General features: G+C 71.9%; 12 protein-coding genes. 3 read left to right on the forward strand and 9 right to left on the reverse strand.

Annotation, left to right across the window (positions count from 1 at the left end):
• Positions 1-8 precede the first annotated feature (8 nt).
• Positions 9-1,145, reverse strand: a complete 1,137-nt coding sequence (locus ACTWPV_RS10420) for an L-talarate/galactarate dehydratase (RefSeq protein ID WP_443151971.1) — start codon at positions 1,143-1,145, stop codon at positions 9-11.
• 5 nt (positions 1,146-1,150) lie between these two features.
• Positions 1,151-2,278, reverse strand: coding sequence for an L-talarate/galactarate dehydratase (locus ACTWPV_RS10425; protein ID WP_443151572.1), 1,128 nt, complete (start codon positions 2,276-2,278; stop codon positions 1,151-1,153).
• A 108-nt stretch (positions 2,279-2,386) separates the two neighbouring features.
• Between ACTWPV_RS10425 and ACTWPV_RS10430 the strand changes: the two genes are divergently transcribed.
• A complete protein-coding gene (locus ACTWPV_RS10430; protein WP_443151573.1) occupies positions 2,387-3,238 on the forward strand; it encodes a DUF72 domain-containing protein in 852 nt (283 codons plus the stop codon).
• A 90-nt stretch (positions 3,239-3,328) separates the two neighbouring features.
• Here ACTWPV_RS10430 and ACTWPV_RS10435 read toward each other — a convergent pair whose 3' ends face one another.
• From ACTWPV_RS10435 to ACTWPV_RS10460, 6 genes are all read right to left on the reverse strand, one after another.
• On the reverse strand, positions 3,329-4,036 hold the full coding sequence (locus tag ACTWPV_RS10435) for an alpha/beta fold hydrolase (protein ID WP_347642948.1): 708 nt from the start codon (positions 4,034-4,036) through the stop codon (positions 3,329-3,331).
• 37 nt (positions 4,037-4,073) lie between these two features.
• Positions 4,074-4,916, reverse strand: a complete 843-nt coding sequence (locus tag ACTWPV_RS10440) for a class III extradiol dioxygenase family protein (protein WP_443151574.1) — start codon at positions 4,914-4,916, stop codon at positions 4,074-4,076.
• A 3-nt stretch (positions 4,917-4,919) separates the two neighbouring features.
• The gene (locus tag ACTWPV_RS10445; RefSeq protein WP_443151575.1) at positions 4,920-5,267 is read right to left on the reverse strand and encodes a hypothetical protein; all 348 of its coding nucleotides are present in this window, start codon (positions 5,265-5,267) and stop codon (positions 4,920-4,922) included.
• Between the two features lie 49 nt (positions 5,268-5,316).
• Positions 5,317-6,717, reverse strand: coding sequence for a syringate O-demethylase (desA, locus tag ACTWPV_RS10450; protein WP_443151576.1), 1,401 nt, complete (start codon positions 6,715-6,717; stop codon positions 5,317-5,319).
• Positions 6,718-6,970: 253 nt separating this feature from the next.
• Entirely contained in the window at positions 6,971-7,648 is a 678-nt protein-coding gene (locus tag ACTWPV_RS10455; RefSeq protein ID WP_443151577.1) for a response regulator, read from the reverse strand.
• Entirely contained in the window at positions 7,645-9,285 is a 1,641-nt protein-coding gene (locus ACTWPV_RS10460; protein WP_443151578.1) for an ATP-binding protein, read from the reverse strand. Before ACTWPV_RS10460 ends, ACTWPV_RS10455 begins: the two co-directional genes overlap by 4 nt.
• A gap of 411 nt (positions 9,286-9,696) precedes the next feature.
• On the opposite strand from ACTWPV_RS10460, the gene ACTWPV_RS10465 reads away from it, so the two are divergent.
• Both ACTWPV_RS10465 and purU read left to right on the forward strand, forming a co-directional pair.
• Positions 9,697-10,596 (forward strand): methylenetetrahydrofolate reductase, encoded by a 900-nt coding sequence (locus ACTWPV_RS10465; protein WP_443151579.1) that lies wholly within the window; start codon positions 9,697-9,699, stop codon positions 10,594-10,596.
• Positions 10,593-11,474 carry a formyltetrahydrofolate deformylase gene (purU, locus tag ACTWPV_RS10470; RefSeq protein ID WP_443151580.1) on the forward strand — a complete coding sequence of 294 codons (882 nt, stop codon included), beginning with the start codon at positions 10,593-10,595 and terminating at the stop codon, positions 11,472-11,474. The genes ACTWPV_RS10465 and purU overlap by 4 nt, the downstream gene beginning before the upstream one ends.
• A gap of 68 nt (positions 11,475-11,542) precedes the next feature.
• On the opposite strand, the gene ACTWPV_RS10475 is transcribed toward purU, so the two are convergent.
• Positions 11,543-12,487 (reverse strand): acyl-CoA desaturase, encoded by a 945-nt coding sequence (locus ACTWPV_RS10475; RefSeq protein WP_443151581.1) that lies wholly within the window; start codon positions 12,485-12,487, stop codon positions 11,543-11,545.
• Positions 12,488-12,693: the final 206 nt, after the last annotated feature.

Below are 12,693 nucleotides of genomic sequence, written 5' to 3' on the forward strand. Positions count from 1 at the left end.
GTGACAATCTACCCGCCCGCCGCGCGGAACTCGACGGCGTCGAGGCGCCAGGCCGCGGCCTCGTCCGCGACGCTGAGCCCGAGGCCGGGCCGGTCAGGGACCCGCATGCGGCCGCCCTCGATCGCGAGCCGCTCGTTGAACAGCGGCGACAGCCACTCGATGTGCTCGACCCAGGAGTCGCGCGGGTGCGCGGCGGCCAGGTGCACGTGGATCTCCATCACGAAGTGCGGCGCGACCTGGAGGCCGGCGTGGTCGGCCAGCGCGGCGACCTTGAGGTAGGGGGTGATGCCGCCCGCGCGGGGCACGTCGGGCTGGAGCACGTCGCAGGCGCGCAGGTCGATGAGGCGCACCAGGTCGGCGACGCTGGAGAGCATCTCGCCGGTGGCGATGGGGGTGTCGAGGGCCTCGGCGAGCCGGGCGTGCCCCTCGGCGTCGTACGCGTCGAGCGGCTCCTCGATCCAGACCAGGCCCAGCTCCTCCACCGCCCGCCCGAACCGCAGCGCCGAGTGGCGATCCCACTGCTGGTTGGCGTCCACCATGAGCGGCACGTCCTCGCCCAGGTGCTCACGCACCGCCGCCAGCCTGCGCAGGTCCTCCCGCATGTCCGGCTGACCGACCTTGATCTTGATCCCGCCGATGCCGTCCTCGATCGACTGCGAGGCCCGCGCCTTGACCTCCTCGATCGGGGCGTGCAGGAACCCGCCGGAGGTGTTGTACGTCCTGACGGAGTCGCGATACGAGCCCAGCAGCTTCGCCAGCGGCAGCCCCGCCCGCCTGGCCTTCAGGTCCCACAGCGCGACGTCGATCGCGGCCAGGGCCTGCGTGGCCACGCCGGAACGCCCGACGGACGCGCCCGCCCACACCAGCATGTCGTAGATCCGGCCGACGTCGGACGGGTCCTGGCCCAGCAGGCGCTCCCCTGTCTCCTTGGCGTGAGCGTACTGCGCGGCGGTGCCGGCGCGGGTGGTGTAGGAGAAGCCCAGCCCGTCCAGGCCGTCGGCCGTGGTGACCTCGCAGGTCAGCACGTCGATCTGGGACAGCGGGCGCTGGCGTCCGGTGGCGACCTTGGCGTCGCTCACGGGGGACGGCAGGGGCACGGCGTAGCGGCGGAACCGTACGGACTCGACGCGGTCGCCCGGCGGCATCACGGTCACGCCCGCCCGAACTCGACGCTGTCGACCACCCATGCGCGGCACTGGTCGCTCAGCGTGAAGCCGAGGCCGGGCCGGTCGGGGACGATCATGCGGCCCTCACGGGTCTCCAGACGCTCGTTGAACAGGGGGTCGAGCCATTCGAAGTGCTCGACCCACGGCTCGCGCGGGTAGGCGGCGGCCAGGTGGAGGTGGATCTCCATGGCGAAGTGCGGCGCGAGGTGCAGGCCCGCGTGGTCGGCGAGGGTGGCCAGGCGCAGGAAGGGGGTGATGCCGCCGACGCGCGGCGCGTCGGGCTGGATGATGTCGGCGGCGCGGGCCTCGATGAGCCGGACGTGCTCGGCGACGCTGGAGAGCATCTCGCCGGTGGCGATGGGGGTGTCGAGGGCCTCGGCGAGCCGGGCGTGCCCCTCGGCGTCGTACGCGTCGAGCGGCTCCTCGATCCAGACCAGGCCCAGCTCCTCCACCGCCCGCCCGAACCGCAGCGCCGAGTGGCGATCCCACTGCTGGTTGGCGTCCACCATGAGCGGCACGTCCTCGCCCAGGTGCTCACGCACCGCCGCCAGCCTGCGCAGGTCCTCCCGCATGTCCGGCTGACCGACCTTGATCTTGATCCCGCCGATGCCGTCCTCGATCGACTGCGAGGCCCGCGCCTTGACCTCCTCGATCGGGGCGTGCAGGAACCCGCCGGAGGTGTTGTACGTCCTGACGGAGTCGCGATACGAGCCCAGCAGCTTCGCCAGCGGCAGCCCCGCCCGCCTGGCCTTCAGGTCCCACAGCGCGACGTCGATCGCGGCCAGGGCCTGCGTGGCCACGCCGGAACGCCCGACGGACGCGCCCGCCCACACCAGCATGTCGTAGATCCGGCCGACGTCGGACGGGTCCTGGCCCAGCAGGCGCTCCCCTGTCTCCTTGGCGTGAGCGTACTGCGCGGGGCCGCCCGCCCGCTTGGAGTAGCTGAAACCGGTGCCGCTGTGGCCCTCCTCCGTCGTGATCTCGGCGAACAGGAAGACGACCTCGGTCATCGGCTTCTGCCGGCCGGTGAGGACCTTGGCGTCGCTGACGGGGACGGCCAGCGGGAGCGTGACGGAGGAGAGCGAGACGTGGCGGATCTGGTCGGCGGCCATGGCGGTCCCAAGGGGTCGGCTTGCTGGAGTCGCTCGTCATCATACGAATCTGAAAGTCGTATGACAACATGGCCGCGGTGCGCGCCGGTCTCCGATAGCGTCGCGTTCATGCGGCTTCATGTGGGATGCGCGATGTGGACCCACGCGCGCTGGCAGGGACGGCTCCTGCCCGCCGGGCTTCCCCCCGGCGAGCGGCTGCGCGCCTACGCGACCTGGTGCGACGCGGTGGAGGGCAACACGACCTTCTACGCCACCCCGTCGAGGAGCACGGTGGAGTCGTGGGCTGCGCAGACCGGGCCCGGCTTCCGCTTCGTCGTCAAGCTGCCCAAGGCGATCACCCACGAGCGCCGCCTCACCGGCGCCGAGGAGGACCTGCACACGTTCCTGGAGGCGATGGAGCCGCTCGGGTCGCGGATCCACGCGCTCTGGCTGCAGATGCCCGGCTCGTTCTCGCCGGCCGACCTCGGCGCCCTCGCCGCCTTCCTGCACCGGCTGCCCCGCTCGCACCGCTACGCCGTCGAGGTGCGGCACCGCGCGTTCTTCGCGGACGAGCGGTCGCAACGCCTGCTCGAACGGCTGCTGGCCGGCTTCGACGCCGAATGGGTGCCCTTCGACACCACCGTGCTCTTCCGGAGCCCGCCCACCAGCGACGCCGAGCGCGACGCGTGGACGAAGAAACCGCGCGTGCCGCGCCGCACGCGCGCCCTCACCGCCCACCCGATCGTGCGCTACCTCGGCAGGGACGACGAGGCGCGCACGATCGACGGCTGGGGCCCGTGGGCCGGCACGGTGGCGGACTGGCTGCGCGAGGGGCGCTCGCCGACCGTGTTCATCCACACGCCGGACAACGCGGACGCCCCGGCGCTCGCCCGCCGCTTCCACGACGACGTACGCGCCCGCGTACCCGAGCTGGAGCCCCTGCCGGAGCCGATGCCCAGCGAGCCGCTGACCCTCTTCTGACCCGGTCGTGGCCGGTCAGCGTCCCGTTCAGCGCGTAGCCGCCGGACGCCATCAGGCCGCGACCGTCACGGGCCGCGTCAGAGGGCCGCGTCACGCGGCGGCGACCGCCAGCAGCAGCTCCGCCAGCTCGCCCGGCGCGGTGACCATCGCCTCGTGGCCGGTGGCGAGCTCGTGGACCGGCCAGCCGCGGGCGGCCGCCCGCTCGGCCTGCGGGGTGAACACCCGCATCCAGTCGGTGCACTCGATGAACGCCGCAGGCGCCTGCTCCCCCTTGCCGGTGAGCCGCAGCGGCTCGGTGTAGGTCAGCCACGGGTGCGGGGTGAGACGCGGGGTCAGCCAGTCGAGGTCGGCCTGCTCGGTGACGCCCAGGACGCCCAGCGAGCGCACGGGGATCAGCCAGCCGAACCCCGGCCCCGCCACCGACTCCCGGTAGTGCCCGGCCACGGTGGCGGGCAGCAGGTCGATCGCGGCCTCGCCGTCCTCGCCGACGAAGGCGTCGAGGTGCACGCGCATGGCCAGCCGCTCGCCGATCCGGTCGGCCACGCCCGTGACGACCTGCCCCGCGTAGCTGTGCCCGACGAGCACCACGTCCCGGGCGTCGTAAGCCTCGATGAGGGCGACGACGTCCTGGACGTGGGTGCCGAGCCCGACCTGCGGGTGCAGCACGTGCGCGCGGTCGCTGAGGCCGGTCAGGGTCGGGGTGTGGACCTCGTGGCCGGCCGCGCGCAGCAGCGGCGCCACCCGCCGCCACGCCCAGCCGCCGTGCCAGGCCCCGTGGACCAGCACGAAGGTACTCATGCGCGGACCTCCTCGTACGGGCGGGCGGCGAACCGGGTCATGCGTTCTCCATGACGATCATCCCGGCTCCCGTCATCGAGGCGGGTACGAAGTAGTGCCGGTGCCTGACCACGACCTCGGGGTCGAGCGCGCCGCGCATGACCAGCCACATGATCAGCTCGGCTCCCTCCCCGCCGAACGTCTCGACGTACTGTTCCCTGCTCCAGCCGGCGAGCGTCCCGGGATCGTGGGCGATGTCCTGGAGGAAGCGCCGGTCGGCCTCCGGGTTGACGAACCCGGCGCGGGCCCCCTGGAGCTGGTGGGACAGGCCGCCGGTGCCGAGCACGACGAACCTCTCGTCGCTGTCGTAGCTCTCGATCGCCCTGCCCAGCACCTTGCCGAGCGCGTAGAGGCGGCCGGGCAGCGGGATCGGGTACTGCAGCACGTTGACGAAGATCGGCACGACCTTCACCGGCCACGCCTTCACCGGCCTGCCCCAGAAGAGCTCCATGGGCACCTGCAACCCGTGGTCGACCTTGATCTCCTGGATGATCTCCGGGTCGAAGTGGTTGTCCACCAGGGTGTCGACCAGATGCCAGGCGAAGTCGGCCGCCCCCTCGAACGGGGGGATGGGCCGCGGCCCCCACCCCTCGTCGACGGGGTGGTACTCGGGGGCGCAGCCGACCGCGAAGGTCGGCACCCGATCGAGGAACAGCGCGTTGAAGTGGTCGTTGAAGACGACGACCGCGACGTCCGGCCGCTGCTCGCGCACCCACTCCTGGGCGGGCGCGTACCCGTCGAAGAAGGGTTTCCACTCAGGCGTGTCGCGCAGGCCCTTGTCGAGCGCCGCCCCGATCGAGGGCACGTGCGACGTTCCCAGCCCTCCGACGATTCTCGCCACGTCTCACACCTTCTTCCCGAGCCTGTCCCGCAGGAACGACTCGTGGTCCATGCCGGCCTGGTGGGCGCCGATCTCGGTGATGCGCACGGGATCGACCGCGGAGATCTTCAGGATGAAGAACAGGTTGCCGCCGAGGCGCACCATCTCCGTCCAGTCGCGCGACAACACCGCGGCCTTCTCCTCGTCGTTCAGGCCGAACCGGTCCAGGTAGGCCGGCTCGTCGGCCCGGAACGCCGCGCGGTTGGCCGGGTCGCCCAGCCCCATGGCCATCTTGTTGATCCGGTAGCCGAGAAACCGGCGCTTCTTGTCGAGGAGGGGGGTGTCGGGTATCCGGTCCGGTTCCCCGCCCATGGGTTTCTCCCTTGTCTCGGCAGTGCTCGACACGTCCGCGGCTGCCGGTTCAGGCCGAGGCCGCCCGCCAGCCGCCGTCCGCGTACACCTTGCGGGCCACCTCGGAGTACGGGACGGGACTCACGGTGGCGCCGATCTCGACCTGGCCGTGGCCCTCGACGGTGAGCTTGTTCGAGCCGCCGTCGGGCTCGCCCCACACCAGCGACACCTGGGCGCCGGGCTCGGCGTGCTCCTCGTCGAGCATTGCCAGGGTCAGCATCTTGCGCTCGCTGGCGCTGTAGCCGATCCACGTCGAGATCCCGCCCGGCTCGCCGTGCGCCTTAACCAGGTCGTACGGGTGCATCGCGTAGACCGCGGACGGGAACTCGAACCACTTCGCCGGGAGCCCGCGCTCGAGCTGGCTGTTGACGGCCTTGAGGAAGTCGGCGTTGTCCAGCGCCAGGGTGACCTTCTTGCGGTGCGGGCCGGCCGCCCTGGCCTCCAGCGCCTCGCGACCGACGAAGTCGTGGTCGAACTTCACGAACGAGCCGTAGCCGAGGTCCCACGGCGTCAGGTAGTAGTCCTCGATGTCGTCGGAGACGAAGCTGCCGCCGATGGACGCGGCGGCCTCGTAACAGGTGTCCGGCAGCCACTGGCGGTAGGCCTTGAGCGACTCACCGGTGTAGATCGCCGGCAGGGGCGAGGGGATCCAGCCGGACTCCAGCGTGTTGGTGGAGTAGGCGCGCCCGCCGACCAGCCGCATCCCGAACGCCTCGCCGGCCGCGACCAGCGCCTGGTGCACCTCCTCGCCCTCCGCCCAGGGCCCGAACAGCTCGTACCCCGGCTGCCCCGCCATGCCGTGACGCAGCGCGCGGACCTGCCTGCCCGCGATCGTCATCGTCGTCATGTGGAAGAACTTCAGCTCGGGCGCGGGCCTGCCGATCGCCTTCTCGATCACCTTGACCGCGTTCGGCCCCTGGATCTGGTACCGGTAGTGGGTGCGGTTGAACGGGTCGGGGCGGGCCGCCGAGCGCTCGTCGAGCGTGACCGTGACGTCATAGCCGCCGGTCTCGGCGTGGTAGCGCACCCAGTTGAGCGCGGGGATGCGTCCGACCAGGTTGAAGGTGCTCTCCGCCAGGTGGAAGAGGATGCCGTCGCCGATGACGTAGCCGTCAGGGGTGCACGGCACGAACTGCTTGGCGGTGTCGACGGGGAACCTCGCGAAGCTGTTGACGCCCAGGTAGGACAGCAGCTTCAGCGCGTCGGGCCCGTCGACCAGCAGCTCGGCCATGTGGAAGGACTGGTTGAACAGCACACAGGTCTGCTGCCAGGCCAGCTGCTCGTCGCGCCAGTTCGTGTACTCGGGCGGAACCCCGGGATAGACGTTCGGCCCGGCCTGGAAGTTGCGCAGATGATCCGCCACGTTGGTCGGAACGCCGTTGAGAACGTCTTGGAGGCTCTTGCCGGACATGAGGTGTCTCCTTAATGGGGGCTGCTCGCAGGGCGTCGCCGCGCGCGGGACGAGGGGCGCGGGGCGACGCGCGTGCGCCGAGCTCCGTGCACGTGGGCGTTCGCGGACGGCCTGGTCATCGCGGCCTGACCTGGATGTTACGCAGCCCCCGCCGGGCCGTGGATTGCGCAATTGACGGCACTTGAGGGGGTGCCGGTCCTAGGCCGTCTACGACAAGTGACGTAGGCCGCGGCCGGCCGTGACCCGCCGGCGCTCAGCGCGGGGGGTCGACCAGCCCTTCGCGCATGGCGACGAGCACCGCCTGGGTGCGCGAGTGCAGCCCGAGCTTGCCCAGCAGGTTGCTGACGTGGGTGCGCGCCGTCCGCTCGCTGATCACCAGCTTGGCGGCGATCTCGCGGTTGGAGCGGCCCTCGGCGATGAGGACGAGCACGTCGCGCTCCCGGCTGGTCAGGCCGGCCACGCCGCTGTGCGGGGAGCGCATCTTCTGGGCCAGCCGCCGCGCCACGGCGGCGTCGAGATAGACGTCGCCGTTGGCGGCGGCGTGGAGCGCGGCGGCGACCTCGGACGGCCCCGCGTCCTTGAGCAGGTAGCCGGCGGCGCCGTTGGCCAGCGCGGCGTGGATGCGCTCGACCTCGCCGAAACTGGTCAGGATGACCACGCGGACGGCCGGGAACCGTTTGACGATCTCGGCGGTCGCCTCGACGCCGTCCATCTTCGGCATCATGAGATCCATCAGCGCCACCCGGGGCAGCGGCTGCCGCCTGACCTTGAGCGACTCGAGGAGATCGACCGCCTCGCGGCCGTTGGCCGCCTCACCGGCGACCTCGACGTCCTGCAGGGCGTCGAGATAGGCGACGACGCCGCGCCGGACCACGGCGTGGTCGTCCACGACCAGGACTCCGATGGTGCTGTTGTCCGAGGGGAGGGTCATGGCTCCTCAGCGTTCTCTCGGGCGCTGGCGGCGGTGCCGGCGGTGTCGTGTGTACGGGCGAGCACCTCCCGGTGCAGCCCCGTCGGCAGCGAGGGCGGCAGCGGGAGCACGAAGCGCACGGTGGTTCCCTCGCCGGGGCTGGAGAAGACGGCGAAGTGGCCGGCCCACCGGCCGGCGCGTTCCTTCATCGCCGTCATGCCGAAGCCGCCCTCCTCCCCCGGCAGGTCCGCGTCCTGTGCCGGCAGGCCGCATCCGTCGTCGGAGACCTCGCCCGTCAGCCACCGCTGCGAGCGGCGTCCGGTCAGCCCCAGGTCGATGGTGACGCGGGAGCCCTGCGCGTGCTTGACGCTGTTGTGCAGCGCCTCGGCGATCATGCGGTAGACGTCCTCGCGGAGCTCGGACTCCAGGTCGTCGAGCTCGTGGTGCTGGTCGGTGATCGAGACGTGCACGTCGAGGCCGGTCCTGCCCGTGGTCGACTCGGCGAGGGCGTCGAGGGCCGCCGACAGCCCCTGGTCGTCGAGCGGGATGGGGTGCAGGTCGGTCACCATGGCCCGCAGGTCGCCGAGCACCGCCTTGGACACGTGCCCGAGCTCCCCGGCCACGCGCATCACGTACGCCGAGTCCACGACGGTGTCGCGCCCGGACAACATGCTGAGCGACTCCGCCTGCATGCCCATCGAGAAGACCTGCTGCACCACGGAGTCGTGCAGGTCGCGGGCCAGCCGCTGGCGTTCCTCGCGCCGCGCGACCTCCCGCTCGCGCTCCAGCAGCGCGGCGTAGTCGACGGCCTGTGCCGCCTGCTCGGCCATGGCCAGCAGGAAGTCGAGGGCGGTCCTGCCGATCTCCTGGCCTGGGGCGAAGAAGGCGTTGAGGATGCCCACGGGCTCGCCGCGCACCATCAGCGGCACGCTGGCGAACCAGTCCCACTCCGGCGAGCGCATGTAGTCCTTCAGCGCCCGCCACGCGGGGTTCGACATGATCGACGCGTAGCGGTTGGGCACGACGACCGGCTGCCGCGAGGTGAACGCGTCGATCATGCGCAGGTCCGCGCCGGCCTCCCGGCACTCGAGGAGCATGTCGAAGAAGTTGTCCGCCTGGCTGAACCCGGCGGTGCCCATGACCTGGAAACGTTCGCTGGTGGCGTTGACCGTCAGGATCTGCACTCCGGCCAGGGCGTCGGCCTCCAGCACCTCTTTCGCCAGCGCCTCCAGCGTGCTGCCCAGCGAGCGTTTGGCGGCCACCCGGCTGGCCGCGCTGGCGATCGCGGCGAGCCTGCGCTGGTGCCGCCGGCTCTCCGTGACGTCGCGGAACGCGACGATGCGCTCGTCGCGGCCGGGCAGCCGGCTGACGCGGAACGCGAACTCGCGGCGCGGCCCCGGCTCGGCCTCCCACACGGTGACCGTCTCGGCCCCGGGGTCCTCGCCGTCCTCGTCCGCGTCACGTGGCGGGAACGGGGACACGGCGCCGGCGACGTGCGCCGCGTCGAGTCCGCAGAGCGACAGCGCCGCCGGGTTGGCCTGGACGAAACGCCCGTCGGCATCGATCACCGCGAGCCCGTCGGGCGTCTGCTCCAGCAGCGCTCCCGCGTCGAGCGGCCGGCGCCCGGCGGCCCGCCCGGACCTGACGTCGTCCACCATCGCCGGCGCCCTCCTCGCTGGTACGCCACGTCACCGATCACCATGATGCCCTCGTTCCAGGGCCACGGCACCATTTCCACCGGGACGGCCTGCGGGGATACGCCATTTGACGTAGGCGGCGGCTCCGCGGGAGACGCGGGGACAGTGCGGCGGGGGCTCGGTCACGCGCACTACGTCACTTGTCGCGTCCCGGCCAGGACGAGCGCAGGCCCAAGTGCCGTCATCCGCGTCATCCCCCGGGCCGGGCCGGAACCTACCGTCTGTTGCGGATGCCGGTGCCCGGCGTCCGCGTACGCGCACGAGCGCGCCTCCCGCTCGGCCGCCTGCCCCGACGAAAGGTCCCCACACCATGCCTCCTGCGGTTCCCGTCCCCACCGCCGACCGGGCCTCGTCCGAGAAGAGCCCGGCACGATGAGCAGCCTGCGGGTCGGCGGCCCCGGCCCGGCGCCCGCGCACCGGCAGGCGCTCGCCCGGGCGCTGAACGCCGTCAGCTACGAGATCATGCCGTTCCGCGGCACCGAGGACGCGGTGCTCGCCCACGTGCCGCGCACCATCCCGCTGACCGTCACCACGACCGAGGCCAGGGGCCTGGCGGCCACCGTCGGCCTGGCCCTGCGGCTGGCCGGCCACGGATACTCCGTCGCCCCTCACCTGGCCGCCCGCCAGGTCAGGGACGGGCGGCAGCTGGCCGACCTCGTCGCCCAGCTGCGGGAGGCGGGGATCGACGGCATCTTCGTGATCGGCGGCGACGCCGCCCAGCCCGCCGGCGGCTTCCCCGACGCCCTCTCCCTCCTGGAGGTGCTCGACGCGAACGGGCACCACTTCCGCCGGATCGGGATCGGCGGCTATCCCGAGGGGCACGGCAGCATCAGCCAGGACCTGATCGACCGCGCCATCGAACGCAAGGCCCGGTACGCCACCCATGTCGTCACCCAGCTGTGCTTCGACGCGCAGACCACGGCCGCCTGGGCCCGGCGGGTCAAGGGGCGCGGCGTGGACCTGCCGATCCACGTCGGCCTGCCCGGAGCCGTCAGCCGGCAGAAGCTCGTCCGCGTCTCCGCCGGTCTCGGGCTCGGCCAGTCGGCCCGCTTCCTGACGAAGCAGCAGAGCCTGCTGTGGCGGTTCTTCCTGCCCGGCGGGTACAGCCCTGACCGGCTGGTCGAGCGGCTCGCCCCGCGTGTCGGCGCGCCGGACGGCAACCTGCGGGGGTTCCACCTCTTCACGTTCAACGAGCTCGAGCAGACCGAGTCCTGGCGGCGCAGGATGCTGGCCAGAGCCGGGCAACCCTCCGGCAGCCCGGAGCTCCCATGACCGCCGCTTCCATGGCCCGGTCCGCCGGGCAGTGCGTCCTCATGCTGTCCTGCCCGGACACTCCGGGCATCGTGTACGCCGTCGCCGGGTTCCTCTTCGACAGGCGGTGCACCATCGTGCAGAGCCGGCAGTTCCACGACCCGGACAGCCACACGTTCTTCATGCGCGTGCAGTTCGCCCACGCCGGCGGTCTCGCGTTACCCGTGCCCGACCTGCAACGCGACTTCGCGGACGTCGCGTCCCGTTTCGGGATGACCTGGCGCCTGGGGGACGCCGACGAGAAGCAGCGCGTGCTGATCATGGTGAGCAGGTTCGGTCACTGCCTCAACGACCTGCTCTACCGCGACTCCGTCGGGGAGCTCAACCTCGACGTCGCCGCCGTCGTCTCGAACCATCCCGACCTCGGGCTGCTGGCCGGCAACTACGGTGTGCCGTTCCACCACATCCCGGTCACGCCCGGCGCCAAGCCCGAGGCCGAGGCCAGGCTGCTGGAGATCGTGCAGGACGAGCGCGTCGACCTGGTGGTGCTGGCCCGCTACATGCAGATCCTCTCCCCCGGGCTGTGCGAGCACCTCGAGGGCAGGGCCATCAACATCCACCACTCGATGTTGCCCAGCTTCAAGGGCGCGCGGCCCTACCAGCAGGCGTACGAGCGCGGCGTCAAGCTGGTCGGCGCCACCGCGCACTACGTCACGGCCGACCTCGACGAGGGGCCGATCATCGACCAGCAGATCACCCGCGTGGACCACTCGCTCAGCGCGGACGAGTTCGTCGCGCTGGGGCGGGAGGTGGAGTGCCGGGCCCTGGCCAGGGCGGTGCGCTGGCACACCGAGAACCGGGTGGCGCTCAACGGCCGCAAGACCGTGGTCCTGCACTGACCGCCGCCCCTGCGCTCACCAGGCCGCCGTGCACCGCCCGCCGTTCCGCTCCCGGGCCGACCCCGTGCTCACCGGCGGGCTGCACGGCGGGCGACCACGCGGGCGGGATCCGGCCAGTGTACGGAGTGCGCCCAGCCCGCGCGCTCGAACCAGCGGATCAGCCGCGCGCTCGGGTCGAGCTGCCCCTTGAGCACCCCGTGCCGGGCGCAGGCCGGCTCCACGTGGTGCCAGTTGTGCCAGCCCTCGCCCAGCGTCAGCATCGCCACCCACCACACGTTCGACGAGCGGTCCCTGGCAGGGAACGGCCGCTCGCCGAACGTGTGCGCGACGGAGTTCACCGACCACGTGACGTGGTGCACCACCGCGTAGCGGACCAGGCCGCCCCAGAAGAAGGCGGACCAGGCGCCCTCCCACGACATCGACCACAACCCGCCCGCCGCGGCGGGCAGCGCGAACGACAGCACCACGACGGCCGGGTAGGCGGCGTCGAAGCGCCGGACGTCCGGATCGGCCAGCAGGTCCGGCACCCAGTGGCGCCTGCTGGAGCGCCGGCGGGCGGTGAAGAACCAGCCGACGTGAGCGTGCGCCATGCCTCGCAGCAGGGCCAGGCCGTCGTCGCCGTAACGCCACGGCGAGTGCGGGTCGCCCTCGCGGTCGGCGTACTTGTGGTGGCGCCGGTGCTCGGCCGCCCACAGGGAGACGGGACCCTCGACGGCCATGCCGCCGGCGAACATGAGCGCGACCCGCAGCGGCCTGCGGCACTTGAAGGCGCGGTGGGTGAACAGCCGGTGATAGCCGATGGCGATCCCGAAGATGCTCACGAGGTACATCACGACGGCGATGACCAGGTCGCGCGGGCCGATGCCCCACCCCCACACGGCGGGAACGGCGACGGCCAGGAGCAGCACGGGAAGCACCACGAGGACGACCAGGTAGACCGCTCGGCGGCCGGTGGTGAGCGTCACCGTCTCCGAAGTGCCCGAGCCCGCCGGCGGGGTGGGTGACGCGTTCACAGTGCCTCCGTGATCGGTGCGGACGACAGGGCCTCCCCATTGATGACCGGGCCGCGGGGGCTCGGGCAATGGCCTGGAAGTGACGAGCCCGTCACCGGCAGGAGTCAAAACACTCCGCACGGTAGCAGCAACATTCTGTCTAGATTGTGGCTACACAACGTGATGATCTCTGTTCGCTCCGGCCTCAGCGGAAGGTGGGCAAACGG

The organism is Nonomuraea sp. KM88 (assembly GCF_052245635.1).
In the GTDB taxonomy this organism is placed as follows: domain Bacteria; phylum Actinomycetota; class Actinomycetes; order Streptosporangiales; family Streptosporangiaceae; genus Nonomuraea.